Raw genomic sequence first — 24,496 nt, 5'->3', positions numbered from 1 at the left:
ATTCGACGATAGAATCTTTGGCTCGTCGGAGCGTAGCGCAGCCTGGTAGCGCATCTGATTTGGGATCAGAGGGTCGTAGGTTCGAATCCTATCGCTCCGACCAAAGGAATCAAGGGGTTACGGTTAAACACCGTAGCCCCTTTTCCGTTTCTGGGCCCTTTGAGGGTCGACCTGGATTCCCGGCTCGCAGCGCCTTAGTTCATTGTAGGGATCAATTGGGGCATCGACGCTACAACGTCCGCGCAGCCCCCGGCGGCCATGTTTCGACGGTCAGCACAAAGCAAATCGCTTGTGGCCCTGCGCTTTCGATGCAGGAAAAACTGGCTGGAAATGATTGAGCGCTTGCGTGGCCGGCCCGTCGGGTTGCCGACGGCAACGGGCCTGCGAGCCATCCGCAGCCCGCATACGGCACTTGCTGGAACACGCGATAATGCGCAAGGACAACCTTGCCTCAGCGCATGAAAAACAACATTCTCAAGACCGCCCTCTGCGCATCGCTGCTCGCGCTCGCGACTGTCGGCACCGCGTCGGCCAAGGCACTCGACGACGCACTCGACTGCCACTCCACCGGTCACAAGTTCGTCGCGCCGCTGCTCGCCGCCGGCGACATCCAGTCGGAGCCGATGCACGTCGAATCGAACTCGGTCAATGCATTCCGCACGAGCCACGCGCTGACGGCGTACGGCTTCGGCGTGTACGTCGTACTCGGATACCAGGCGAACGACCCGATCTTCCGCACCGGCGACGGCACGCCGATCGGCGACTGGGCCTATGGCGTCGTGGTGCGCGGCACGAAAAGCTCGGTGGAAGAAGCCGTGCGCAAGGCCGGCAGCGACGCGACCGTCAAGCAGGCGTTTCCGTTCCTGACTGCGATCGTCTGTTCTTCGGACTGAGCGGCCGTCACGGCGATCATGCGGCAATCCTGAGGGGCACCTGAGCCAACCTGCGGCCCAGCCCCTCCCAGCCCCGCCATCGACCTTTTACGCGCCGGTATACACCACGCGATACGGGATACCGACCTTCTCCCACTCGGCCGCTTCCTGACTCAGGCTGTAGTCGGTCAGCGGGTTCTGCTCGACCCATGCGCTCGGCAGGCGCACTTCATACCCGCCCTTCTTCATCTGCGAAACGGAAATGTCCGGCAGCCCCGCATCGGTCCGGCGCCGGCACAGCAGCGCTGCGAGCCGCAGGCAGAACAGCAGCGGCCACTCGACCTCGCGCGCCTGCGACAGCTTGCCGAGCTTGCCCGCGTGACCGAGCACGAGTGCGGCAAGGCGCGCCTGGTCGGTGCGCGAAAAACCCGGCATGTCCGCGTTGCTCGCGATATAGGCCGAATGCTTGTGATACGCGCTGTGCGAGATCGACAGGCCGATCTCGTGCAACGCAGCCGCCCAGCCGAGGAACATCCGCCCTTCCTCGCGCGCTTCGTCGTCAGCTTCCTCGAGCTCGTCGTAGAAACGCCCCGCCAGCGCGCCGATCCGCTCGGCCTGCGCACGATCGACACCGTAGCGGCGCGTGAAGCCCTCGACGGTCACCGCACGCATGTCCTCGTGCTGCGTGCGGCCCAGCAGGTCGTACAGCACGCCCAGGCGCAACGCGCCGTCGGTCGTATCGACGTAGTCGACGCCGAGTTCCTCGAACACCGCGAGCATGATCGCGAGGCCGCCCGCGAGCACCGGCACGCGGTCGGGCTTCAGCGCGATCAGCTTCAGCCGGTTGACGTTCTCCGACTTGATCAGCGCACGCTTCAGGCGCTCGAGGCCGCCGCGCGAAATGCCGTGCGTGATGCCCGGATCGTTGAAGCCGTTTGCCTCGACGAGCTCCGCGAGGGCACGGGCGGTGCCGGACGAACCGATCGCCTGGTCCCACCCGGCCTTCTTGTACTCGCTCGAAATGATCTGGATCTCGCGCTTGGCCGCGAGTTCGGCCTGCCGCATCGTGTATTCGTCGACGTTGCCGGCCGGGAAGAAGGTGCGGCTGTGGCTCACGCAGCCGATATAGAGGCTCTCCATCACGATCGGCGTGTAGTGCGAGCCGATGATGAATTCGGTGGAGCCGCCGCCGATGTCGACGACGAGCCGCTTGCCGGCGCTCGCCGGCACCGAGTGCGCGGCACCCGCGTAGATCAGCCGCGCTTCTTCGCGGCCTGCAATCACTTCGATCGGGAAACCGAGCGCCGCTTCGGCCTCGCCGAGAAATTCGCCCGCGTTCTTCGCGACGCGCAGCGTGTTGGTCGCCACCGCGCGCACATGATCGGGATGGAAATCGCGCAGGCGCTCGCCGAACCGCTTGAGCGCCTCCCAGCCACGCTCCTGCGACGCGCGATCGAGCATCTTGTCGCTCGACAGGCCCGCGGCCAGCCGGACGGGCTCGCGCAGTGCGTCGACGGGATAGATCTGGCTGCCCGCCGGCGTTTCCTCGACACGCCCGACGATCAGCCGGAAGCTGTTCGAGCCGAGATCCACGGCAGCCAGCAAGTGGGGGGTTGTAACCATCAGAAGGGGGCTCCGTGCGCGTTCGCCCGCGGCGGCCGGTGCGACAACCGTGGGCGATCAATCAAAGGCGACATTTTAAGCGTGGAACGCTTGCCATTACCACGCTTCACGGGCATGCACACCGCTCGTTTGCATATCGTCGAAACATTTATGAGACGAAACGGTTACAACGTAGAATTTCCCGATATAAATAACACTATTGTCATCAGCACGTCATCGTACCGTGAGAGTTTCCGAGCGTCCTTTCGAATCATCGCCCGAATCACCCCCTACTCTGCCGATGTCCGTCCGTTATCCGCTCCTCAATCGTGAACTCGGCATCCTCGGCTTCAACGAGCGCGTGCTGGCCCAAGCTGCCGATCCTCAAGTCCCGTTGCTCGAGCGCCTCCGCTTCATCTGCATCACCAGCAGCAACCTCGACGAATTCTTCGAAGTCCGGATGGCCGGCCTGCAGGAGCAGATCCGCGACAACCCCGGCGCACTGACGCCCGACGGCATGTCGTTACAACATGCTTACGATCTCGTCGTCGAACGCGCGCAACGGCTCGTCCATCGACAGTACACGATGCTGCACGAAACCGTGCTGCCCGCGCTCGAACAGGAAGGCATCTACTTCCATGCGAGCGACACGTGGAACGACGCGCAGCTCGAATGGGCGCGGCACTACTTCCTCGACGAGTTGCTGCCCGTGCTGACACCGATCGGCCTCGATCCCGCCCACCCGTTCCCGCGCGTACTGAACAAGAGCCTGAACTTCGTCGTCGAGCTCGAAGGCCGCGACGCATTCGGCCGCCAGGCCGTGATGGGCATCGTGCAGGCGCCGCGCGCGCTACCGCGCGTCGTGCGCATGCCGCACGCGCTGTCGGGCTTCGAGCATGGCTTCGTGCTGCTGAGCACGTTCATGCAGCGCTTCGTCGGCGAACTCTTCCCGCAGCTCGTCGTGAAAAGTTGCAACCAGTTCCGCATCACGCGCAACAGCGAACTGTTCGTCGACGAAGACGAAATCACGAACCTGCGCGTCGCGCTGCAGGGCGAACTGCCCGCGCGCCACCTCGGCAACGCGGTGCGCCTCGAGGTGTCGGCCGACACGCCGCTGCACATCGTGCGGCGCCTGCTCGAGGAAAGCGAACTCGGCGAGAAGGACTGCTATCGCGTGGCCGGATCGGTGAACCTCGTGCGGCTGATGCAGATTCCCGATCTCGTCGACCGCCCCGACCTGAAGTTCACGCCGTTCACCGCGTCGACCCCGGCCGCGATCACGAACGCGCCGACGATGTTCGATGCGATCGACAACGGCGACATCCTGCTGCACCATCCGTACGAAAGCTTCCAGCCGGTGCTCGAACTGCTGCAGCAGGCCGCGAAGGATCCGAGCGTCGTCGCGATCAAGCAGACGATCTACCGCACCGGCACCGATTCGCCGCTGATGGACGCGCTGATGGAAGCCGCGCGCAACGGCAAGGAAGTGACCGTCGTCGTCGAACTGCTCGCGCGCTTCGACGAGGAAACCAACATCAACTGGGCGTCGCAGCTCGAAGCCGTCGGCGCGCATGTCGTGTACGGCGTGGTCGGTCACAAGTGCCACGCGAAGATGATGCTGATCGTGCGGCGTGTCGTGCAGGCCGGCAAGGCGTCGCTGCGCCGCTACGTGCACCTCGGCACCGGCAACTACCACCCGCGCACGGCGCGCCTCTACACCGACTTCGGGCTGATGACGGCCGACCAGAAAATCTGCGAGGACGTGCATCACGTGTTCCAGCAGCTGACCGGCATCGGCGGGGAACTCATGCTGCACGAGCTGTGGCAGTCGCCGTTCACGCTGCATCCGCGCATCATCGATTCGATCCGCGCGGAAATCGACAATGCACGGGCCGGCAAGCGCGCGCGCGTCGTCGCGAAGATGAACGCGCTGCTGGAGCCGTCGGTGATCTCCGCGCTGTACGAAGCGTCGCAGGCCGGCGTCAAGGTCGACCTGATCGTGCGCGGTGTCTGCGCGCTGAAGCCCGGCGTGCCGGGGCTGTCGGAAAACATCACCGTGCGCTCGATCGTCGGCCGCTTCCTCGAGCACCACCGGATCTATTATTTCCACGCGAACGGCGTCGAGGACGTCTATCTGTCGAGCGCCGACTGGATGGATCGCAACCTGTTCCGTCGCGTCGAAGTCGCGTTCCCGATCCGCGATCGCAAGCTCAAGCGGCGCGTGATCGCGGAAGGGCTGTCGGTGTGCCTCGGCGACAACCAGTCGGCGTGGCAGATGCACAGCGACGGCCACTATCGCCGGCGCCGCGCAGGCAAGACGATCCGCAACGCGCAACTCGGGCTGCTCGCGAAGTTCTGCTCTTGAACCGGCAGCGCGGCGCGAGTCGCGTGCCGCGTCGCTCCAAATAAAAAATGCAGCCCGCGGGCTGCATTTTTTGTTGCGGGCCAGACATGCCGCTACGCGATCATGCCTCGTACGTGGCCGGCCGGATCGCGATGACGCGCGAGCCCGGGAACCGCGCGGTGAACGTGCTGCCGCGCCCTTCCTCGCTCTGCACGTACAGGTGCGCGTCGTGCCGCTGCAGCACGTGCTTGACGATCGCGAGCCCGAGCCCCGTGCCGCCCGTATCGCGCGAACGGCTGCGGTCGACGCGATAGAAGCGTTCGGTCAGCCGCGGCAGGTCGGCGGCCGGAATCCCGAAGCCGCTGTCCGTGACGGAAAACACACCCTGCGCGCCTTCGCGCCGCCAGGTGACGACGATCTTGCCGCCTTCCGGCGTATAGCGAATCGCATTGGTGACCAGATTCGCGAACGCACTGAACAGCTCCGTCTGCGCGCCGGTGACGCCGAGTGTCTCGTCGATCGAGAACGCGATGTCGTGATGCCCGTTCGACAGCGTCTGCGCGTCCTCCTTCAGATGGTCGAACACGGCGCGCATGTCGATCGCGTGATCGAGCGGCGGCTTGCTCTCGCCTTCCAGCTTCGCGAGCACCAGCAGGTCGGTGACGATGTGCCGCATCCGCGATGCCTGCTGCTCCATCATCTCGAGATAACGCGCGCGGTCTTCCTCGTTCAGCGGCAGCTCGCGCATCGTCTCGAGGAAGCCCGACAGCACGGTGAGCGGCGTCTTCAATTCGTGCGACACGTTCGCGACGAAATCGCGCCGCATCGCGTCGGTACGCTCGAGCTCGGTGATGTCCTGCGTGAGCAGCAGCTTGCGGTTCTCGCCGTACGGAAACACCTGCACTTCCAGCACGTTCTGCCGCGAGTCGCCCATGCCGCGCATCACGAGCGTCTCGTCGTAATGCTGTGCGTTCAGGTAGCGGACGAACTCGGGATGGCGAACCAGGTTGGTGATGTGCTGGCGCAGGTCGCGCTTCGCGTCGAGGCCGAAATGGACCTCGGCGATCGCATTGCACCACTCGATCTGGTCGTGGTCGTCGAGCATCGCGACGCCGTTCGGCGACGCCTGGATCGCCTGGATGAAGCGGGAATGCTGCTGCTCGACCTGACGCACCTGCGCGTGCCACTGCTTCGCGAGCTTGTGCAGACGATAGTAGATCTCGCCCCAGATGCCCGGCGCACTCGGCACCTCGCCATAGACCGGCGCGTCGAGCAGCCGCCACAGACGCTGCGTATGAAAGGTACTGAAAAAGCCCTGCGCGACCAGCATCACGACCACGAACACGAGGCCCGCGGTCGGGCCGGCGAACACGCCGACCAATACGCCGATCAGCACGAGCAGCACGAGCGACACCAGAAAGCGCGCCCAGATGATGTTCATGATTCAGCGCCCGAAAGAATGAACGACATGCCGTGGCACACGGCATGCGCGGATACGTTACGCGTGCTTGGCGAGCCGGTAGCCGCTGCCGCGCACGGTCTCGATCATCGCATCGCAGCCGGCCGGTTTCAAGGCCGCGCGCAATCGTTTGATGTGCACGTCGACGGTACGCTCCTCGACGAACACGTGGTCGCCCCACACCTGGTCGAGCAGTTGCGTGCGGCTGTGCACGCGCTCCGGATGCGTCATGAAGAAATGCAGCAGGCGGAACTCGGTCGGGCCGAGATCGAGCTTGATCTCGCTGCCTTCCGCATGCGCGGCAACGCGATGCGTGGCCGGGTCGAGGCGCAGCCCGTTGATCGACACGACGTCCTCGGTCAGCTGCGGCGCACGGCGACGCAGCACGGCCTTGATCCGCGCCATCAGCTCCTTCGGCGAGAACGGCTTCGTCACGTAATCGTCCGCGCCGATTTCGAGGCCGAGCACCTTGTCCTGCTCATCGCCGCGCGCAGTCAGCATGATGATCGGGATGTGCTTGGTCCGTTCGTTGTTGCGCAGGTCGCGCGCGAACGCGATACCGGACTTGCCCGGCAGCATCCAGTCGAGCAGCACGAGATCGGGCAGCACGTCGCTGATCAGGTTTTGCGCCTGTTCGGCGTTGTACGCACGAATCGGGCAGTGACCGGCGTGCTGGAGATTCACCGAGATCAGTTCGGAAATCGCGGGCTCATCTTCAACGACGAGAATGTTGCTGGGCATCGGCACCTCTGTTCTTCCTTACGGAGTCGATTAACTGTTGGCTTCGCGATCGAGCGTGTCGCGCGGCTGGTGCCGCACGTCCGTGCCCTTCACGATGTAGATGATGAATTCGGCGATATTCTTCGCGTGGTCGCCGATCCGCTCGATCGCTTTCGCGATGAACAGGTATTCGAGGCCGACCGAAATCGTGCGCGGATCTTCCTGCATGTACGACACGAGCTTGCGCACGAACGCACGGAATTCCAGGTCGATTTCCTTGTCGTCCTTGACGATCTGCGCGGCGGCCACCGTATCGAGACGCGCAAACGCGTCGAGCGCGCGGCGCAGGATCGTCACGGCCATCTCGCCCGACACCTTGATCTCGGCGATGTTGACCGTGCGTGCGGCCGGCTCGTCGACCAGGCGGCGCACGCGCTTCGCGATCTTCTCGGCCTCGTCGCCTGCGCGCTCGAGGTTCGTAATCGTTTTCGAAATCGACATCAAAAGGCGCAGGTCACGCGCGGCAGGCTGCCTCCGCGCGATGATGTTGCCGCACTCCTGGTCGATGTCGACTTCCATCGCGTTCAGCGTTTCCTCGGCCGCGATCACCTTCTCGGCCGTATCGCGATCGAATTCGTTCAGCGCGTACATCGCACCGACGATCTGCGACTCGACGAGCCCGCCCATTTCCAGCACTTTCGACGACACGGCATTCAGGTCCGCGTCGAACTGGCTCGACAGATGTTTATCCGACATGGCTGTTGTTCTCCGTCATCAGCCGAAGCGGCCGGTGATGTAGTCTTCCGTTTCCTTGCGCACCGGCTTGATGAAGATCTTTTCGGTATCGCCGAATTCGATCAGCTCGCCCAGGTACATGTAGGCCGTGTAATCCGAGCAGCGTGCGGCCTGCTGCATGTTGTGCGTAACGATCACGACCGTGTAGTCGCTCTTCAGCTCCGCGATCAGTTCCTCGATGCGGCCCGTCGAGATCGGATCGAGCGCCGAGCACGGTTCGTCGAGCAGCAGCACTTCCGGGCGGATCGCGATGCCGCGCGCGATGCACAGACGCTGCTGCTGGCCGCCGGAGAGGCCGTAGCCGCTCTGGTTCAGCTTGTCCTTCACTTCGTTCCACAGCGCGGCCTTCGTGAGCGCCCACTCGACGCGGTCGTCCATTTCCGAACGCGTGAGCTTTTCGAACATCTTCACGCCGAACGCGATGTTGTCGTAGATCGACATCGGGAACGGAGTCGGCTTCTGGAACACCATGCCGATACGCGCGCGCAGCAGCGAGATGTCGCGCTTCGTCGTCAGCAGGTTCTCGCCGTCCATCAGGATTTCGCCTTCGGCGCGCTGCTCCGGGTAGAGCGCAAACATCTTGTTGAACGTGCGCAGCAGTGTCGACTTGCCGCAGCCCGACGGGCCGATGAACGCCGTCACCTTCCCTTCGGGAATGCGCAGGTTGATGTTCTTCAGCGCATGGAACTTGTTGTAGAAGAAGTTGAGGTTGTTGACCTCGATCTTCGCGTTCAGCGGCGCCAGCGGACGGCCGTGCGCCGCATCTTGCGTGCCGGCGGGCGCAGCGGTGCGCTCGACGGGATTCAGGTGGCTTTCTGCCATATTCATCGGATTGCTCCGCCGTTACTTTTTCGAGAAGATCGAGCGCGCCAGGATGTTGAGTCCGAGCACCCCGAGCGTAATCAGGAACACGCCCGCCCATGCGAGCGACTGCCATTCCGCGAACGGGCTCATCGCGAACTTGTAGATCGTGACGGGCAGGTTCGCCATCGGCTGGCCCATATCCCACGAGAAGAACTGGTTCGACAGGGCCGTGAACAGCAGCGGCGCCGTTTCGCCGGCGATCCGGGCGATGGCGAGCAGCACACCCGTCACGATCCCGCCGACCGATGCGCGCAGCGTGATCTTCAGCACCATGCGCCACTTCGGCGTGCCGAGCGCGAAGGCCGCTTCGCGCAGCGCGTTCGGCACGAGCTTCAGCATGTTCTCGGTCGTGCGGATCACGATCGGGATCTGCAGCAGGGCGAGCGCGATCACGCCGGCCCAGCCCGAGAAGCGACCCGACTTCGCGACGACGATCGCGTACACGAACAGGCCGATGACGATCGACGGCGCGGACAGCAGGATGTCGTTGATGAAGCGGATCGTGCTCGCCAGCAGGTTCTTCTGGCCGTATTCGGCGAGATAGACGCCCGCGAGGATGCCGATCGGCGTGCCGACCAGCGTGCCGAAACCGCACAGCAGCAGGCTGCCGACGATCGCGTTCGCGAGACCGCCGCCTTCCGTGTTCGGTGCCGGCGTCGATTCCGTGAACAGTTGCAGCGACAGGCCGCTGACGCCGAGATGCACCGTCGTGTAGAGAATCCACACGAGCCACAGCAGGCCGAACGCCATCGCGCCGAGCGATGCGGCCAGCGCGATCGCGTTCACGGCCTTGCGCTTGCGCTGCAAGCGGTTGCGCATCGCTTCGAGCACGGCGCCGTCCGGCCCGGGGAAATTCATGATGGGCTCGCTCATTTCTTGCCCTCTCCCTTCTCGAGACGAAGCAGCAGCAGTTTGGAGATGGACAGCACGATGAACGTGATCACGAACAGGATCAGGCCCAGTTCCATCAGCGCGGACGTATGCAGGCCCGGTTGCGCCTCCGCGAATTCGTTTGCCAGTGCCGACGTGATGCTGTTGCCCGGTGCGAACAGCGACACGCTGTCGAGCAGGTTCGTGTTGCCGATCACGAAGGTCACGGCCATCGTCTCGCCGAGCGCGCGGCCGAGGCCGAGCATCACGCCGCCGATCACGCCGGTCTTCGTATAGGGCAGCACGACCTTCCACATCACTTCCCAGGTCGTGCAGCCAATCCCGTACGCCGACTCTTTCAGCAGCACGGGCGTGACTTCGAACACGTCACGCATCACCGATGCGATGTACGGGATGATCATGATCGCGAGGATCACGCCCGCTGCCAGGATGCCGATACCGATCGGCGGGCCGGCGGTAAGCGGGCCGATAATCCAGACATCCTTGAACAGGTGGCCGAGCGGCTTCTGGAAATATTCCGCGAAGATCGGCGCGAATACGAGCAGGCCCCACATGCCGTACACGATCGACGGAATCGCGGCGAGCAGTTCGATCGCGATGCCGAGCGGGCGGCGCAGCCACACGGGCGAGAGCTCGGTAAGGAACAGCGCGATGCCGAAGCTGACCGGCACGGCGATGACGAGCGCGATGACCGACGTGACGATCGTGCCGTAGATCGGCACGAGCGCGCCGTAGATGTCCGAGTTGGGATCCCACTCGGATTGCCACAGGAAGCCGAGGCCGAACTTCTGGATGGTCGGCATCGACGCGATGATCAGGGAAACGATGATCCCGCCGAGCAGCAGCAGGGTCACGACGGCGGCAAGCCGTGCAAGACCGCCGAATACGACATCCCCGAGGCGGCTCGGCGCGCGTTGCTGCGCAACGTCGGCGGACCGTGAGGACGTATAGGAAATATCAGACATGGGTGCCTGCTTTTGATTGCCGGGCGCCGTAACGCCCGGCTTTACCGCACACACTGCCCGACCGGCGCGGCCGGGCAGCGAACCGCTGCAATGCTTACTCGGCGGCGACCGACTTGCCCGACGCGTCCGTCACCTTGACCTTCCACTGCTTGCGGATTTCCGCTTCGACTGCCGGCGGCAGCGAGATGTAGTCCAGGCTGTCAGCAGCCTTCTCGCCGTTCTTGAACGCCCAGCTGAAGAACTTCAGCGTTTCCGCGCCCTGCTCCGGCTTTTCCTGCTTGGCGTGCAGCAGCACGAACGTCGCGCCGACGACCGGCCATGCTTCCTTGCCCGGCTGGTTCGTCAGGATCTGGTAGAACGACTTCGACCAGTTCGCGCCGGCAGCAGCGGCCTTGAACGTTTCCGTCTTCGGCTCGACCACCGTGCCCGTCGAGTTCTTCAGGGCCGTGTAGACCATGTTGTTCTTCTTAGCGTACGCCCATTCGACGTAGCCGACTGCGCCCGGCAGGCGCTGCACGAAGGCTGCCACGCCGTCGTTGCCCTTGCCGCCCGTGCCCGTCGGCCAGTTGACCGTCGTGCCTTCGCCAATCTTCGACTTCCACTCGTCGTTGACCTTCGACAGGTAGTTCGTCCAGATGAAGCTCGTGCCCGAGCCGTCAGCACGGCGAACCACGGCGATGTCCGTGTCCGGCAGCTTGACCTTCGGGTTCAGCGCTGCGATCGCCGGGTCGTTCCACTTCTTGATCTTGCCGAGGTAGATGTCGCCGAGCACCGGGCCCGACAGCGTCAGTTCACCGGCCTTCACGCCCGGCACGTTGACGACGGGCACCACGCCGCCGACCACCGTCGGGAACTGGAACAGGCCTTCCTTCGCGAGCTCTTCATCCTTCAGCGGAGCGTCCGAACCGGCAAAATCGACCGTCTTCGCGACGATCTGCTTCAGGCCGCCCGACGAACCGATACCTTGATAGTTGACCTTCGCGCCGCCGGTCTGCTGGTAGTCAGCAGCCCATTTCGTATAGATCGGCATCGCGAACGTGCTGCCTGCGCCCGTGATGTCGGCAGCGTGGGCGGCGACGGCGAAAAGCGCGCCAGCCAGGCCGGCAATCGCGGTTTGCATCAATTTCATGAGACCTCCAGTGTGTGAGCGGATGACTACGGCACCGCGAAGGTTAGGGGCTCCTCATGACGGTAATGTGACAATCGATGAAACTGGCGTGACAGTAACATGACTGGTTGAAAGGGAGTATCAGGGGGGCGTGGGCTGCGCCCGGACGGCACCGGAACGGCAATGGCGGCAAGAATTGCCTGCCCTGGAAGGGACGGGAGACGAACCGTTTCACGTGGGTACGAGCGGATCGTAGCGCAGTGTCGGCGGCACGGAAAGCCGCCACGCGTGGCGGGCCCGATATCAGGGGTCCGACGATTTTTCGCCCCCGGAGTACGGTGATCGACGAACCCTTCTTATAGGTATCGCAAACCTTTGCGTCTGACGAAATCGCGGCGCCCCGAAGGCGCCGCATGCCGGTTCAGCGGAAAGCCGGCGCGCGGGCGTTTGACCGCCCCGCGCCCGGCCTGCGCGTCAGGTCGTCGCCGCGCGTACCGCGTCGGCGATCATCTCCGCATGGCGGACTGCATCAGCCGCCTGCTGCGCTTCGACCATCACACGCAGCACGGGCTCCGTGCCCGATGCGCGGATCAGCACGCGGCCGCTGCCGGCGAGTGCGGCTTCGGCGGCGTCGATCGCGGCGCGAATCGACGTGCTGCCCTTCCAGTCGGCGCCCGGCTTCATCCTCACGTTGATCAGCTTCTGCGGGAACAGCGTGACGCCATCGAGCATCTGCGCGAGGGTCTGGCCGCTGCGCTTCAGCGCGGCCAGCACGAGCAGCGCCGACACGATGCCGTCGCCGGTCGAGTGGCGGTCGAGCGACAGGATGTGGCCCGAGCCTTCCGCGCCGAGCTGCCAGCCGTGCTCGCGCAACTGCTCGAGCACGTAGCGGTCGCCGACTGCCGCCCGGACGAACTTCACGCCCTCGCGCTGCAGCGCGACTTCGACGGCGAGGTTCGTCATCAGCGTGCCGACCGCACCTTCGACCTTGCCGTCGGTCGCGATCCGGTCCTTCACGAGCACGTAGAGCAGCTCGTCGCCGTTGTACAGGCGGCCGGTCGAGTCGACGACCTGCAGGCGGTCCGCATCGCCGTCGAGCGCGATACCGAGATCGGCGTGATTCGCGCGCACCGCACGCATCAGCGCGTCCGGCGCGGTCGCACCGACGCCGTCGTTGATGTTGAAGCCGTTCGGCGCGACGCCGATCGGGATCACGTCCGCGCCGAGTTCGTGGAACACGTGCGGCGCGATCTGGTATGCGGCGCCATGCGCGCAGTCGATCACGAGCTTCAGCCCGCGCAGGTTGAACGCAGCCGGGAACGTGCTCTTGCAGAACTCGATGTAGCGGCCGGCCGCGTCGTCAAGGCGGCGCGCCTTGCCGAGACCGTCGGACGTCGCGCATTCGAGCGGCTTGTCGAGCCACGCTTCGATCGCGGCTTCGGTGTCGTCCGGCAGCTTGTTGCCGTCAGCGGAGAAAAACTTGATCCCGTTGTCGTGATACGGGTTGTGCGATGCGCTGATCACGACACCCGCCGACAGGCGCAGCGCACGCGTCAGGTACGCGACGCCCGGCGTCGGCATCGGGCCGGCGAGCATCACGTCGACGCCGGCCGCCGAGAATCCGGCCTCGAGCGCGGCTTCGAGCATGTAGCCCGACACGCGCGTGTCCTTGCCGATCAGCACGGTCGGACGCGAGCCTGCCGCGACATCGGCCGAGCTGGCCAGCACCTTGCCGGCCGCGTAGCCGAGACGCAACACGAAATCCGGCGTGATGGGCGCCTCGCCCACCGTGCCGCGAATGCCGTCCGTGCCGAAATATCGACGTCCCATAGCGAATCTTCCTCCTTCGTCTTCTGACTTATCGTTGCCGCGCGGCTTCGCGCACGGCATTCCAGATTTTCAGCGCATCGACCGTCGCCGCGACGTCGTGCACGCGCACGATCGCCGCCCCGCGCTCGACCGCGCACAATGCGGCTGCCACGCTCGCCGCGACGCGCTCCATCGGCGGCTTGCCGCCGATCACCGCACCGAGCATCGACTTGCGCGACATGCCCGCGAGTATCGGATACGCGCGCCCGTCGGGCCGCGCGGGTGCCGTGCGCGGCAACGCGGCCAGCAGGGCGTAGTTGTCGTCGACGACCGCCTTGCCGAACCCGAAGCCGGGATCGACACAGATCCGTTCCGGCGCAATCCCCGCATCGCGCAGCGCCTGCGCGCGCGCCGCGAGAAAATCGCGCACGTCGGTCACGACGTCGCCGTAATCGGGTTCGCCGACCTGCATCGTCTGTGGCTCACCGAGCATATGCATCGCACACAACCCGCAGTTGCCCTCGCGCACCGCGTCGATCGCACCCGGCTGGCGAAACCCCCAGATGTCGTTGATCAGGTCGGCGCCTGCGGCGAGCGCCGCGCGCATCACGGCCGGCTTGTAAGTATCGATCGACAACGGCACGTTCAGCGGCCGCAGCGCTTCGACGAGCGGGATCACGCGCGCGAGTTCCTCGTCGAGCGGCACGGGCGGCGCGCCGGGGCGCGTCGATTCGCCGCCAATATCGAGGAGGTCGACGCCTTCGGCAATCATCCGCTCGGCCTGGCGCAGCGCATCGTCGCGCGCAAGGAAGCGGCCGCCGTCGGAGAACGAATCGGGCGTCGCGTTGAGGATGCCCATCACGAGCGGGCGTTCGAACGTCAGTTCGAAGCGGCCGCACTGGAGTGGCGCAGGAATGAATGGGGAAACGGCGGAATCGGACACGAGAAACTGGCGTGAATGAATGCAAAACGGGCCGGTGTGAAGCCACACCAGCCCGTGAACGGCGCTAAAGCGGAGATTATGCCGCCGGCGTAGCAGGCGCCGGCGCGTTGCCGGGCTTCACCTCGGTGCTGCTGCCACCACCCGACGAATCGCCGCCGACAGCCGGCGAGCTCTTCGGCGAGCGCGGCGGACGGCCTTCCATGATGTCGTTGATCTGATCGGCATCGATCGTCTCCCACTCCATCAGTGCGGCGGTCATCGCTTCGACCTTGTCGCGGTTCTCTTCGAGCAGGCGGCGCGCAAGGCCGTACTGTTCGTCGAGCACGCGGCGGATTTCCGAATCGACCTTCTGCTGCGTCGCTTCCGAGATCGTGCGCGTGAAGCCACGGCCGAACGGCGATGCATCGTTCTCGTCGTCGACGTAAACCATCGGCCCGAGCGCATCGGTCATGCCGAAACGGGCCACCATCGCGCGTGCCGTCTGCGTTGCCTTGTTGAAGTCGTCCGATGCGCCGGTGCTGACGAGGTTCATGAACAGCTCTTCCGCTACCCGACCACCGAACAGGATCGCGAGGCGATCCATCAGGTAGTCCTTCGAGTACGTTTCGTTGTCATGCTCCGGCAGCTGCCACGTGACACCCAGCGCGCGACCGCGCGGAATGATCGTGACCTTGTGCACGGGGTCGGCCTTCGGCAACAGCTTCGCGATCACCGCGTGGCCCGACTCGTGATACGCGGTGGCGCGCTTCGCTTCCTCGCGGATCACGGCCGACTTGCGCTCCGGACCCATGAAGATCTTGTCCTTCGCGTCCTCGAAATCCTGCATCTCGACGATGCGTTTGCCACGGCGTGCGGCGAACAGCGCAGCCTCGTTCACGAGGTTCGCGAGATCGGCGCCCGAGAAGCCCGGCGTGCCGCGCGCGATCACTGCCGCATCGACGTCGTTCGAGATCGGCACCTTGCGCAGGTGCACGCGCATGATCTGCTCGCGGCCGCGGATATCCGGCAGGCCGACGTAGACCTGACGGTCGAAACGGCCCGGACGCAGCAACGCCTTGTCGAGCACGTCGGAACGGTTGGTTGCGGCGATCACGATCACGCCCGAGTTCGCCTCGAAGCCGTCCATCTCGACGAGCATCTGGTTCAGCGTCTGCTCGCGTTCGTCGTTGCCGCCGCCCATGCCGGCGCCGCGATGACGGCCGACCGCGTCGATTTCGTCGATGAACACGATGCACGGCGCATGCTTCTTCGCCTGCTCGAACATGTCGCGCACACGGGCCGCGCCGACGCCGACGAACATTTCGACGAAGTCCGAACCCGAGATGCTGAAGAACGGCACCTTCGCTTCACCGGCGATCGCACGGGCCAGCAGTGTCTTGCCGGTACCCGGGGGGCCGACGAGCAGCACGCCGCGCGGAATGCGACCGCCCAGCTTCTGGAATTTCTGCGGATCGCGCAGGAAGTCGACGAGCTCGGACACCTCTTCCTTTGCTTCGTCGCAGCCTGCGACGTCGGAGAAGTTCACCGCGTTGTTGTTCTCGTCGATCAGCCGCGCGCGCGATTTGCCGAACGAGAACGCGCCGCCTTTGCCGCCTCCCTGCATCTGCCGCATCATGTAGAACCAGAACACGATGATCAGGATCGTCGGCCCGAGGTAGTACAGCGCGGACATCAGCGCATTCGGCTCGTCGTCGGCCTTGCCGCTGACCTGCACGCCGTACTTCATCAGATCGCCAACCATCCAGATGTCGCCGGGCGACACGATCTGGTATTTCTGGCCATCAGCCGGAGTGACGGTGAGGTTGCGCCCCTGAACGATGACGTTCTTGACCTTGCCGTTCTTGGCGTCGTCCATGAACTGCGAATAGGACACGCCTTCCTGGACGCGGGGCTTGTCGAACTGCTTGAACACCGTAAACAGCACCAGTGCGATTACCAGCCACACCGCTGCCTTCGAAAACATATTGTTGTTCAAAGCACCACTCCTTCACTCGTAGACGAGCGCCTACATTTTCCTTGCGGCGCCCCTCGGTCATTCTAATCCAGTCCGACCACCCTCGCCATAAGCATTGACAACCGCCGCGATAGCGCTTCGCTTGTCTGGCAAGGGCCGGAGCCCGTTTGCGGCACCCTGCTGCGCATCAGCGCGGACGTTTCAGATGCCGACCCAAAATGAACGTTTCGGACGATTTGTCGCGGGACGCCTTCGGCTTGCGCGGCGCGACGGTCTTAAACTGCTGTTTGAATTTCTCGACGATCTGGCTGTAGCCGCTGCCGTGAAAGCATTTCACGAGCAGCGCACCGTCCGGCTTCAGGTGATTCTGTGCGAATTCGAGCGCCAGATCGCACAGATGCTCGATGCGCGCCGCGTCCGCCGAGGCCACGCCAGAGAGGTTGGGGGCCATGTCGGAAATAACAAGGTCCACCGCGCGCCCTTCGAGCACTTCCTCGAGCTGGTGAAGGACTTCATCCTCGCGGAAGTCGCCCTGGAGGAAGTGGACGTCGGCAATCGGCTCCATCGGCAGGATGTCGAGCGCCACGATCGTGCCGTCGATGCCGCCTTCGCGTTCCGCGTCACGCTTCTTGCCCTGCGCGAGCTTGTTGCGGGCATACTGGCTCCAGCTGCCCGGCGTTGCGCCGAGGTCGACGATCACCTGGCCCGGACGGATCAGCTTGTCCTGCTCGTCGATTTCCTTCAGCTTGTACGCGGCGCGCGCGCGATAGCCCTCCCGCTGCGCCATTTTGACGTACGGGTCGTTGATGTGGTCGTGCAGCCAGTGCTGGTTGAAGCGGTTTTTTGCCATTCGAGAGAGAGATTGCTGCCAATTGCTTCGTGAAGCCGCGCTTTTAGCGGATAATACGCGTCTTCTTCGCGCGGCTGCGGCCCCTTTTCAGGCCCAAGCCGCGATTTTACGTGGTTTCGGCGCACGACTGACGCGGTAACTTTCCGCGATCGCTTTTCAGTCAGCGCGCCCTTATTTAGATTTCGACATTTCCATGCCCGCCCTTTCGCTTTCTCCCGCCGAGCGCTCCGCGCTGCGCTCCCAGGCCCATGCGCTCAAGCCCGTCGTGCTGATCGGCGCCGAAGGGCTGACCGACGCCGTGCTGACGGAAATCAAGGTGCACCTCAACGCGCACCAGCTGATCAAGATCCGCGTGTTCGGCGACGAGCGCGACGAGCGCATCGCGATCTACGACGAGATCTGCGATCGCCTGAGCGCGGCGCCGATCCAGCACATCGGCAAGCTGCTGGTGATCTGGAAGCCCGAAGCCGCCGCAGCGGCCCCGGCCCGCGGCCGTCGTGCCGGCACGCTGCCGAGCGCAGCCGAAGCCGCCGACGACAAGAAAGGCCGCGCACCGCGTACCGTCAAGGTCGTCAAGGTGTCGCCGAACGCAAGCCCGGTGCGCCGCCCGAAGCCGACGAAGGTCGTCGTGCGCGGCAACGAGCGCGTGACGGCAGGCGGTAACGTGAAGCGCGCCAAGAAGCGCCAGGCCAGCACGAAGCGTCCGTTCCAGGACAAGTAAGCATCGGGGCGGCGCGGCACCACCGTACCGCCGCCCTGCCCGCGGGCCCGGCATCGATCGGGCCTGTGTGGCACTCGCGTCAGGCGTCGCGCGCCGGCAGACGCCAGATCAGCATCAGCCCCAGCACACTCTCGACGAGGTAGAACACGCTCGAGACGCCGTGCAGCATCCCGAAACGGCTCGCATACGGCGAGTTCGCGATATCGGTGCCGGCATCCATCGCGGCTACCCGCAGCGCGTTCATGAACGGCTGCAGCGCGAAATACCCGACCAGCACGCACACGACCATCGCGGCGACGATCCAGCGCACGCGGCGATATTCGCTGCTGCCGCGCCGCACCTGCTGGTTCGACAAGGCGAGCAGCAGCACGCCGCACACGACACCGAGGATCGCCTCGATACGGAACAGCTGGGCGGCGACCGAACCGGCCGTCATCCGCTCCAGCGTCTTGAACAGCACGGGCGCGACCGCATACCCGATCGTCAACAGGCTGCCGACCCACACGGCCGACAGCAGACGGAACACGCGATGCGGCATCACGTCGCCCCGCTTCAGATGTAGCTGACCGAGATGATTTCGTACTCGCGCACGCCGCTCGGCGCCTGCACGGCCGCGACGTCGCCTTCGGACTTGCCGATCAGCGCGCGCGCGATCGGCGAGCTGACCGAGATCAGGCCGTGATCGATATCGGCTTCGTCGTCACCGACGATCTGGTACTTGACGGTGTCGCCTGACTCGAGATCCTCGAGTTCGACGGTCGATGCGAAAACCACGCGGCCCTCGGCATCGAGCACGGTGGGATCGATGACCTGTGCGGCCGACAGCTTCGATTCGATTTCCGCGATACGACCCTCGATGAAGCCCTGCTTTTCCTTCGCGGCATCGTATTCGGCGTTTTCGGACAGGTCGCCCTGTGCGCGGGCCTCCGCGATCGCGTTGATCACGGCCGGCCGCTCGACGGACTTGAGGCGCTGCAATTCATCGCGCAGTTGCTCTGCGCCACGCTTTGTCAACGGAATGGTGCTCATAAACGGCTCAATCGCTAAAAACGGCTTTAAAAAAAATCACCGCGATTAAGCGCGCTTCCGATGCACTGGAAACACCGCCTAATCGCGGCACGTATTGCTTCGACAGGTAACTGACTGCTTAGTTTAGGCGAGCGTGAAGACCTTGTAAATCATAGACTTCCAGATCCTTCAGGTAGCGCAAGCCTTCAACCGCCGCGCGCGCGCCCGACATCGTCGTGTAGTACGTGACCTTGTGCGCCTGCGCACTCATGCGGATCGAACGCGAATCGGCGATCGCCTGGCGCGTTTCGTCGACCGTCGTGAACACGAGTGCGATCTCGCCGTTCTTGATCATGTCGACGATGTGCGGACGGCCGTCCTTCACCTTGTTCACGACCTTCACCGGCACGCCGGCCGCTTCGATCGCGGCAGCCGTGCCCTTGGTCGCGACGATCGGGTAGCCGAGGTCGTGCAGCATGCGCGCGACTTCGACCGCCTTCGGCTTGTCGGCATCCATCACGGTCAGCAGCACCGTGCCCGACTCCGGCAGGCGCGAACCGGCCGCGAGCTGCGACTTGAACAGCGCTTCGCCGAACGTCTGGCCGACACCCATCACTTCGCCCGTCGAACGCATTTCAGGCCCGAGGACCGGATCGACGGTGGGGAACTTGACGAACGGGAACACGGCTTCCTTCACGCTGAAGTACGGCGGCTCGACTTCCTTCGTCACGCCCTGCTGCGCGAGCTTCTGGCCGACCATCGCGCGCGCCGCGATCTTCGCGAGCGGCAGGCTGGTCGCCTTCGACACGTACGGCACCGTGCGCGATGCGCGCGGGTTCACTTCCAGCACGTAGATGATGTCCTGCTTCGAACCGTCCGCCTGCGGCACCTGCTGGATCGCGAACTGCACGTTCATCAGGCCGACCACGTTCAGCGCCTTCGCCATCGCGCCCGTCTGGCGCTTCAGCTCGGCAACCGTTTCCTTCGACAGCGAGTACGGCGGCAGCGAGCATGCAGAGTCGCCCGAGTGGACGCCTGCCTGCTCGATGTGCTCCATCACGCCGCCGATGAACACCGCTTCGCCGTCGCAGATGCAATCGACGTCGCATTCGATCGCGTCGTTCAGGAAGCGGTCGAGCAGCACCGGCGAATCGTTCGACACCTTCACGGCCTCGCGCATGTAGCGTTCGAGGTCGCGCGGCTCGTGGACGATTTCCATCGCGCGGCCGCCCAGCACGTACGACGGGCGCACGACCAGCGGATAGCCGATTTCGGCGGCCAGTGCGAGCGCTTCGTCTTCGGCGCGCGCGGTGCGGTTCGGCGGCTGGCGCAGGCCGAGGTCCTGCAGCAGCTTCTGGAAGCGTTCGCGGTCTTCGGCCGCATCGATCATGTCCGGCGACGTGCCGACGATCGGCACGCCGTGCGCCTCGAGGTCGAGCGCGAGCTTCAGCGGCGTCTGGCCGCCGTACTGGACGATCACGCCGACCGGCTTTTCCTTGTCGACGATCTCGAGCACGTCTTCGAGCGTCAGCGGCTCGAAGTACAGGCGGTCGGACGTGTCATAGTCGGTCGACACCGTTTCCGGGTTGCAGTTGACCATGATCGTTTCGTAACCGTCCTCGCGCATCGCGAGCGCCGCGTGCACGCAGCAGTAGTCGAACTCGATACCCTGGCCGATCCGGTTCGGGCCGCCGCCCAGCACCATGATCTTCTTGTTGGTGGTCGGCTGCGCCTCGCACTCGTCCTCGTAGGTCGAGTACATGTACGCGGTTTTCGTCGCGAATTCGGCCGCGCAGGTGTCGACGCGCTTGTAGACCGGGCGCACGTTGAGCTCGACGCGGCGCTTGCGCACATCTTCCGGCGTCGCGCCCAGCAGCTTCGCGAGGCGGCGGTCGGAGAAGCCGCTCTGCTTCAGGTAGCGCAGCTCGTCGAACGTCAGCGATGCGAGCGTGCGGCCGGCGAGCGCCTTTTCCTTCAGGATGATCTGCTCGATCTGCTCGAGGAACCACGGATCGATCGCGGTTTCCGCGAAGATTTCCTGGGCCGTCATGCCGATGCGGAATGCATCGCCGACGTACCAGATGCGGTCCGGGCCCGGCTCGTGGATCTCGATCGCGATCTCGTCGCGGTCGGTCGACTTCTCGTCGAGACCGTCGACACCGACCTCGAGGCCGCGCAGCGCCTTCTGGAACGATTCCTGGAACGTGCGGCCGATCGCCATCACTTCGCCGACCGACTTCATCTGCGTCGTCAGGCGCGAATCGGCTTCGCGGAATTTCTCGAACGCGAAACGCGGGATCTTCGTGACGACGTAGTCGATCGTCGGCTCGAACGACGCCGGCGTCTGGCCGCCGGTGATTTCGTTCTTCAGCTCGTCGAGCGTATAGCCGACCGCCAGCTTCGCGGCAACCTTCGCGATCGGGAAGCCGGTGGCCTTCGACGCGAGCGCCGACGAACGCGACACGCGCGGGTTCATCTCGATGACGACCATGCGGCCGTCCTTCGGGTTGATCGAGAACTGCACGTTCGAGCCGCCCGTGTCGACACCGATCTCGCGCAGCACCGCGAGCGATGCGTTACGCAGGATCTGGTATTCCTTGTCGGTGAGCGTCTGCGCCGGCGCGACCGTGATCGAGTCGCCGGTGTGCACGCCCATCGGGTCGAGGTTTTCGATCGAGCAGACGATGATGCAGTTGTCGGCGCGGTCGCGCACGACTTCCATCTCGTATTCCTTCCAGCCGAGCAGCGACTCTTCGATCAGCAGCTCGCGCGTGGGCGAGAGATCCAGACCGCGCCTGCAGATCTCCTCGAACTCCTCGCGGTTGTACGCGATGCCGCCGCCCGAGCCGCCGAGCGTGAACGACGGACGAATCACGACCGGGTAGCCGCTGCCGCCGGTGAGCGCCATGATCTCGGCGTGCACCTGGGTCGCTTCTTCCATCGAGTGCGCGACACCCGACTTCGCGGAACCGAGACCGATCTTGGTCATCGCGTCCTTGAACTTCTGGCGGTCTTCCGCCTTGTCGATCGCTTCCGGCGACGCGCCGATCAGCTCGACGCCGAACTTCTCGAGCACGCCGTGGTGGTGCAGGTCGAGCGCGCAGTTCAGCGCGGTCTGGCCGCCCATCGTCGGCAGGATCGCGTCCGGGCGCTCCTTCTCGATGATGCGCGCGACGACTTCCCACGTGATCGGCTCGATGTAGGTCACGTCGGCCGTATTCGGGTCGGTCATGATCGTCGCCGGATTGCTGTTGACGAGAACGACCTTGTAGCCCTCCTCACGCAACGCCTTGCAAGCCTGCGCGCCCGAATAGTCGAACTCGCACGCCTGGCCGATGATGATCGGGCCGGCGCCGATGATGAGGATGCTCTTGATGTCTGTGCGTTTTGGCATGGCTTGTGAATTCAATAAGTAATCGTTGTCGTGGGTCGGCCGGCTGCGCTCAGCTCATCGTGGCGAGCGCGAGCTTCACCGAGAAACCGATGAACAGGCCGCCCACGCTGCTCGCCGCGCCTGCTGCAAGCTTGCGGCGGCGGCGGAAGTGCTCGGCAAGCCGCGCACCCGCGAAGATCAGCGTGCTCAGGTACAGGAAGCTCGCGCATTGCGCGATCGCCCCGAGCACGACGAACGACAGCGCGGGATGCGGGAATGCCGGGTCGACGAACTGGATGAAGAACGAGATGAAGAACAGGATCGCCTTCGGATTCAGCAGGCTCACGATCAGCGCCTTGCGGAACGGCCGCTCGCCGTCGACCGCGGGCGGCGCGTCGGCCGGCGCATGAGCCGACGCGCGCAGCTTCTGCCACGCGCTGCGCAGCATGCCGGTGCCGATGTAGAGCAGATACGCGGCGCCGCCGTACTTGACGACGGAGAACAGCAGCGGATTCGCCTTCAGCAGCGACGCGACGCCGGCGGCGGACAGCACCATCAGCACCGTATCGCCGACGAACACGCCGCACGCCGCGCGATAGCCGGCCTTCACGCCGCGCTGCGCCGCGAGCGACAGCACATACATCGAGTTCGGCCCCGGCAGCAGGATGATGAAGATCACGCCGAACACGTAGGTCCAGATATCCGTGATGCCGAGTGCGTGGCCGAACATGATGCGAATCTCCCGTCCTTCGGTTGCGTCGGTGACGTTAAGCGTTGCGCTGCTTCGCCGCGTCCATCAGCGCGGTGAAACGGTCGAACAGGTAGCCGATGTCGTGCGGGCCGGGCGACGCTTCCGGGTGACCCTGGAAGCAGAATGCCGGCTTGTCGGTCAGCTCGAAGCCCTGCAGCGTGCCGTCGAACAGCGACACGTGCGTCACGCGCGCGTTGGCCGGCAGCGAATCCGCATCGACCGCGAAGCCGTGGTTCTGCGACGTGATCACGACACGACCGTCGCCGAGATCCTTTACCGGGTGGTTCGCGCCGTGGTGGCCCGTCTTCATCTTCAGCGTCTTCGCGCCAACCGCGAGGCCCATGATCTGGTGACCCAGGCAGATGCCGAAGGTCGGCACGCCGCGCTCGATGAACTGCTTCGTGGCCGCGATCGCGTAGTCGCACGGCTCCGGATCGCCGGGGCCGTTCGACAGGAACACACCGTCCGGATTCAGCGCGAGCGCGTCTTCCGCGCTCGCCTGTGCCGGCAGCACCGTCACGTGGCAGCCGCGCTCCGCGAGCATGCGCAGGATGTTGTACTTGACGCCGAAATCGTACGCGACGACACGGTACTTCGGCGCTTCCTGCATGCCGTAGCCGCCTTCGAGGCGCCATTCGGTCTGCTTCCACTCGAACGGCTTCGTGGTCGACACGACCTTCGCGAGGTCCATGCCTGCAAGGCCTGCGAACGAGCGCGCGAGTTCGATCGCCTTCGCCTCGTCGTCCGAGCCGGCCAGGATGCAGCCGCTCTGCGCGCCCTTGTCGCGCAGGATGCGGGTCAGCTTGCGGGTATCGATGCCGGCGATCGCGACGACGCCTTCGTCGCGCAGGTAATCGCCGAGCGTGCGCTCCATGCGGAAATTCGACGCGAGCGTGGGCAGATCACGGATGATCAGGCCGGCGGCATGGACTTTCGTGGCTTCGACGTCTTCGGCGTTGACGCCGACGTTGCCGATATGCGGGTAGGTGAGCGTGACGATCTGGCGCGAGTAGCTCGGGTCAGTCAGGATTTCCTGATAGCCGGTGATCGCGGTATTGAACACGACTTCGCCGATCGTGTGGCCTTCGGCCCCGATCGAATAACCACGAAAGACCGTGCCGTCGGCGAGTGCAAGCAAGGCGGGAGTAAAAGACGGCAACACGGGAGGCTCCTTGGGGAACACCCTGCTGCCGACCTGTTTACCCTGCCGCGCGAGCGCCGCGCTGCGTGGGCGCGCGTGGTCGCTTGCTGGACGCGGCCTGCGTTGTCGAGACGCGAAGCCGGCGCGTGGCGCACGAGGCTTCGCGGCATCGCCCGGCAGGCGGCGTGCGGCGGATGAACGGGATGAATGAGGTAGGCGCTAGGGTGCGAGGTTGATCAGCACAAACTTTCAAATTATAGCCCGAAAATGGCCTTATCTTCAATCGATATGGCCGTCCGATCGTGCACATGCCGCGCCCGGCGACG

Annotated in this window: 20 protein-coding genes and 1 tRNA gene; 4 read left to right on the top strand and 17 right to left on the bottom strand. The window is 64.7% G+C overall.

The features are described 5' to 3' along the window. Positions 1-26: 26 nt before the first annotated feature. Positions 27-103: transfer RNA gene (locus tag B7G54_RS19210), tRNA-Pro, on the top strand. A 355-nt stretch (positions 104-458) separates the two neighbouring features. Next, positions 459-893: a hypothetical protein gene (locus B7G54_RS19205; RefSeq protein WP_085040509.1), complete on the top strand. Its 435-nt coding sequence runs from the start codon at positions 459-461 to the stop codon at positions 891-893. A gap of 87 nt (positions 894-980) precedes the next feature. Here B7G54_RS19205 and ppx read toward each other — a convergent pair whose 3' ends face one another. Beyond that, the gene (gene ppx / locus B7G54_RS19200; protein ID WP_085040508.1) at positions 981-2,495 is read right to left on the bottom strand and encodes an exopolyphosphatase; all 1,515 of its coding nucleotides are present in this window, start codon (positions 2,493-2,495) and stop codon (positions 981-983) included. Positions 2,496-2,775: 280 nt separating this feature from the next. Here ppx and ppk1 point away from each other — a divergent pair, with 280 nt between their 5' ends. Then, positions 2,776-4,839 carry a polyphosphate kinase 1 gene (gene ppk1, locus B7G54_RS19195; protein WP_085040507.1) on the top strand — a complete coding sequence of 688 codons (2,064 nt, stop codon included), beginning with the start codon at positions 2,776-2,778 and terminating at the stop codon, positions 4,837-4,839. Between the two features lie 100 nt (positions 4,840-4,939). Here ppk1 and phoR read toward each other — a convergent pair whose 3' ends face one another. From phoR to B7G54_RS19135, 11 genes are all read right to left on the bottom strand, one after another. Beyond that, positions 4,940-6,259, bottom strand: coding sequence for a phosphate regulon sensor histidine kinase PhoR (gene phoR / locus B7G54_RS19190; protein ID WP_085040506.1), 1,320 nt, complete (start codon positions 6,257-6,259; stop codon positions 4,940-4,942). Positions 6,260-6,316: 57 nt separating this feature from the next. Next, positions 6,317-7,018 carry a phosphate regulon transcriptional regulator PhoB gene (gene phoB, locus B7G54_RS19185; RefSeq protein ID WP_027787869.1) on the bottom strand — a complete coding sequence of 234 codons (702 nt, stop codon included), beginning with the start codon at positions 7,016-7,018 and terminating at the stop codon, positions 6,317-6,319. A 30-nt stretch (positions 7,019-7,048) separates the two neighbouring features. After that, a complete protein-coding gene (gene phoU, locus B7G54_RS19180) occupies positions 7,049-7,753 on the bottom strand; it encodes a phosphate signaling complex protein PhoU (RefSeq protein WP_085040505.1) in 705 nt (234 codons plus the stop codon). Positions 7,754-7,771: 18 nt separating this feature from the next. Further along, entirely contained in the window at positions 7,772-8,620 is an 849-nt protein-coding gene (gene pstB, locus B7G54_RS19175; RefSeq protein ID WP_085040504.1) for a phosphate ABC transporter ATP-binding protein PstB, read from the bottom strand. A 15-nt stretch (positions 8,621-8,635) separates the two neighbouring features. Continuing rightward, positions 8,636-9,529 carry a phosphate ABC transporter permease PstA gene (pstA, locus tag B7G54_RS19170; protein ID WP_085040503.1) on the bottom strand — a complete coding sequence of 298 codons (894 nt, stop codon included), beginning with the start codon at positions 9,527-9,529 and terminating at the stop codon, positions 8,636-8,638. Continuing rightward, positions 9,526-10,512, bottom strand: a complete 987-nt coding sequence (gene pstC, locus B7G54_RS19165) for a phosphate ABC transporter permease PstC (protein ID WP_085040502.1) — start codon at positions 10,510-10,512, stop codon at positions 9,526-9,528. Before pstC ends, pstA begins: the two co-directional genes overlap by 4 nt. 94 nt (positions 10,513-10,606) lie before the next feature. After that, positions 10,607-11,641 (bottom strand): phosphate ABC transporter substrate-binding protein PstS, encoded by a 1,035-nt coding sequence (pstS, locus tag B7G54_RS19160; protein WP_085040501.1) that lies wholly within the window; start codon positions 11,639-11,641, stop codon positions 10,607-10,609. Between the two features lie 453 nt (positions 11,642-12,094). Next, complete coding sequence (gene glmM / locus B7G54_RS19150; protein WP_085040500.1) at positions 12,095-13,450, bottom strand: phosphoglucosamine mutase; 1,356 nt, start codon at positions 13,448-13,450, stop codon at positions 12,095-12,097. 28 nt (positions 13,451-13,478) lie between these two features. After that, positions 13,479-14,372 carry a dihydropteroate synthase gene (gene folP / locus B7G54_RS19145; protein ID WP_425266504.1) on the bottom strand — a complete coding sequence of 298 codons (894 nt, stop codon included), beginning with the start codon at positions 14,370-14,372 and terminating at the stop codon, positions 13,479-13,481. 76 nt (positions 14,373-14,448) lie between these two features. Further along, positions 14,449-16,347 carry an ATP-dependent zinc metalloprotease FtsH gene (gene ftsH, locus B7G54_RS19140; protein WP_085040498.1) on the bottom strand — a complete coding sequence of 633 codons (1,899 nt, stop codon included), beginning with the start codon at positions 16,345-16,347 and terminating at the stop codon, positions 14,449-14,451. A 166-nt stretch (positions 16,348-16,513) separates the two neighbouring features. Then, the gene (locus tag B7G54_RS19135; RefSeq protein WP_046545366.1) at positions 16,514-17,176 is read right to left on the bottom strand and encodes an RlmE family RNA methyltransferase; all 663 of its coding nucleotides are present in this window, start codon (positions 17,174-17,176) and stop codon (positions 16,514-16,516) included. A 193-nt stretch (positions 17,177-17,369) separates the two neighbouring features. On the opposite strand from B7G54_RS19135, the gene B7G54_RS19130 reads away from it, so the two are divergent. Further along, a complete protein-coding gene (locus B7G54_RS19130; RefSeq protein WP_085040497.1) occupies positions 17,370-17,897 on the top strand; it encodes a YhbY family RNA-binding protein in 528 nt (175 codons plus the stop codon). Positions 17,898-17,976: 79 nt separating this feature from the next. On the opposite strand, the gene B7G54_RS19125 is transcribed toward B7G54_RS19130, so the two are convergent. The 5 genes from B7G54_RS19125 to carA all read right to left on the bottom strand — a co-directional run bounded on the left by B7G54_RS19125 (position 17,977) and on the right by carA (position 24,191). Further along, positions 17,977-18,435 (bottom strand): DUF4149 domain-containing protein, encoded by a 459-nt coding sequence (locus B7G54_RS19125; protein WP_006497614.1) that lies wholly within the window; start codon positions 18,433-18,435, stop codon positions 17,977-17,979. A 14-nt stretch (positions 18,436-18,449) separates the two neighbouring features. After that, a complete protein-coding gene (gene greA, locus B7G54_RS19120; RefSeq protein WP_021163362.1) occupies positions 18,450-18,926 on the bottom strand; it encodes a transcription elongation factor GreA in 477 nt (158 codons plus the stop codon). 118 nt (positions 18,927-19,044) lie between these two features. Next, a complete protein-coding gene (gene carB / locus B7G54_RS19115) occupies positions 19,045-22,299 on the bottom strand; it encodes a carbamoyl-phosphate synthase large subunit (RefSeq protein WP_085040496.1) in 3,255 nt (1,084 codons plus the stop codon). A gap of 49 nt (positions 22,300-22,348) precedes the next feature. Further along, positions 22,349-23,008: a leucine efflux protein LeuE gene (leuE, locus tag B7G54_RS19110; protein ID WP_085040495.1), complete on the bottom strand. Its 660-nt coding sequence runs from the start codon at positions 23,006-23,008 to the stop codon at positions 22,349-22,351. A 37-nt stretch (positions 23,009-23,045) separates the two neighbouring features. Then, entirely contained in the window at positions 23,046-24,191 is a 1,146-nt protein-coding gene (gene carA / locus B7G54_RS19105; protein ID WP_085040494.1) for a glutamine-hydrolyzing carbamoyl-phosphate synthase small subunit, read from the bottom strand. Positions 24,192-24,496 lie beyond the last annotated feature (305 nt).

This window comes from Burkholderia puraquae, from assembly GCF_002099195.1.
Classification (GTDB): Bacteria; Pseudomonadota; Gammaproteobacteria; order Burkholderiales; family Burkholderiaceae; genus Burkholderia; species Burkholderia puraquae.
This window is presented reverse-complemented; position numbering and strand designations above follow the sequence as displayed.

Excerpts from the sequence above, each read along its gene's own strand:
- pstA (WP_085040503.1), bottom strand. The coding sequence starts at position 9,529 with ATGAGCGAGCCCATCATGAATTTCCCCGGGCCGGACGGCGCCGTGCTC.
- leuE (WP_085040495.1), bottom strand. The coding sequence starts at position 23,008 with ATGTTCGGCCACGCACTCGGCATCACGGATATCTGGACCTACGTGTTC.
- pstS (WP_085040501.1), bottom strand. The coding sequence starts at position 11,641 with ATGAAATTGATGCAAACCGCGATTGCCGGCCTGGCTGGCGCGCTTTTC.
- phoR (WP_085040506.1), bottom strand. The coding sequence starts at position 6,259 with ATGAACATCATCTGGGCGCGCTTTCTGGTGTCGCTCGTGCTGCTCGTG.
- phoB (WP_027787869.1), bottom strand. The coding sequence starts at position 7,018 with ATGCCCAGCAACATTCTCGTCGTTGAAGATGAGCCCGCGATTTCCGAA.
- carB (WP_085040496.1), bottom strand. The coding sequence starts at position 22,299 with ATGCCAAAACGCACAGACATCAAGAGCATCCTCATCATCGGCGCCGGC.
- pstC (WP_085040502.1), bottom strand. The coding sequence starts at position 10,512 with ATGTCTGATATTTCCTATACGTCCTCACGGTCCGCCGACGTTGCGCAG.
- ppk1 (WP_085040507.1), top strand. The coding sequence starts at position 2,776 with ATGTCCGTCCGTTATCCGCTCCTCAATCGTGAACTCGGCATCCTCGGC.
- B7G54_RS19135 (WP_046545366.1), bottom strand. The coding sequence starts at position 17,176 with ATGGCAAAAAACCGCTTCAACCAGCACTGGCTGCACGACCACATCAAC.
- B7G54_RS19125 (WP_006497614.1), bottom strand. The coding sequence starts at position 18,435 with ATGCCGCATCGCGTGTTCCGTCTGCTGTCGGCCGTGTGGGTCGGCAGC.
- B7G54_RS19130 (WP_085040497.1), top strand. The coding sequence starts at position 17,370 with ATGCCCGCCCTTTCGCTTTCTCCCGCCGAGCGCTCCGCGCTGCGCTCC.
- pstB (WP_085040504.1), bottom strand. The coding sequence starts at position 8,620 with ATGAATATGGCAGAAAGCCACCTGAATCCCGTCGAGCGCACCGCTGCG.
- glmM (WP_085040500.1), bottom strand. The coding sequence starts at position 13,450 with ATGGGACGTCGATATTTCGGCACGGACGGCATTCGCGGCACGGTGGGC.
- B7G54_RS19205 (WP_085040509.1), top strand. The coding sequence starts at position 459 with ATGAAAAACAACATTCTCAAGACCGCCCTCTGCGCATCGCTGCTCGCG.
- phoU (WP_085040505.1), bottom strand. The coding sequence starts at position 7,753 with ATGTCGGATAAACATCTGTCGAGCCAGTTCGACGCGGACCTGAATGCC.
- greA (WP_021163362.1), bottom strand. The coding sequence starts at position 18,926 with ATGAGCACCATTCCGTTGACAAAGCGTGGCGCAGAGCAACTGCGCGAT.
- ppx (WP_085040508.1), bottom strand. The coding sequence starts at position 2,495 with ATGGTTACAACCCCCCACTTGCTGGCTGCCGTGGATCTCGGCTCGAAC.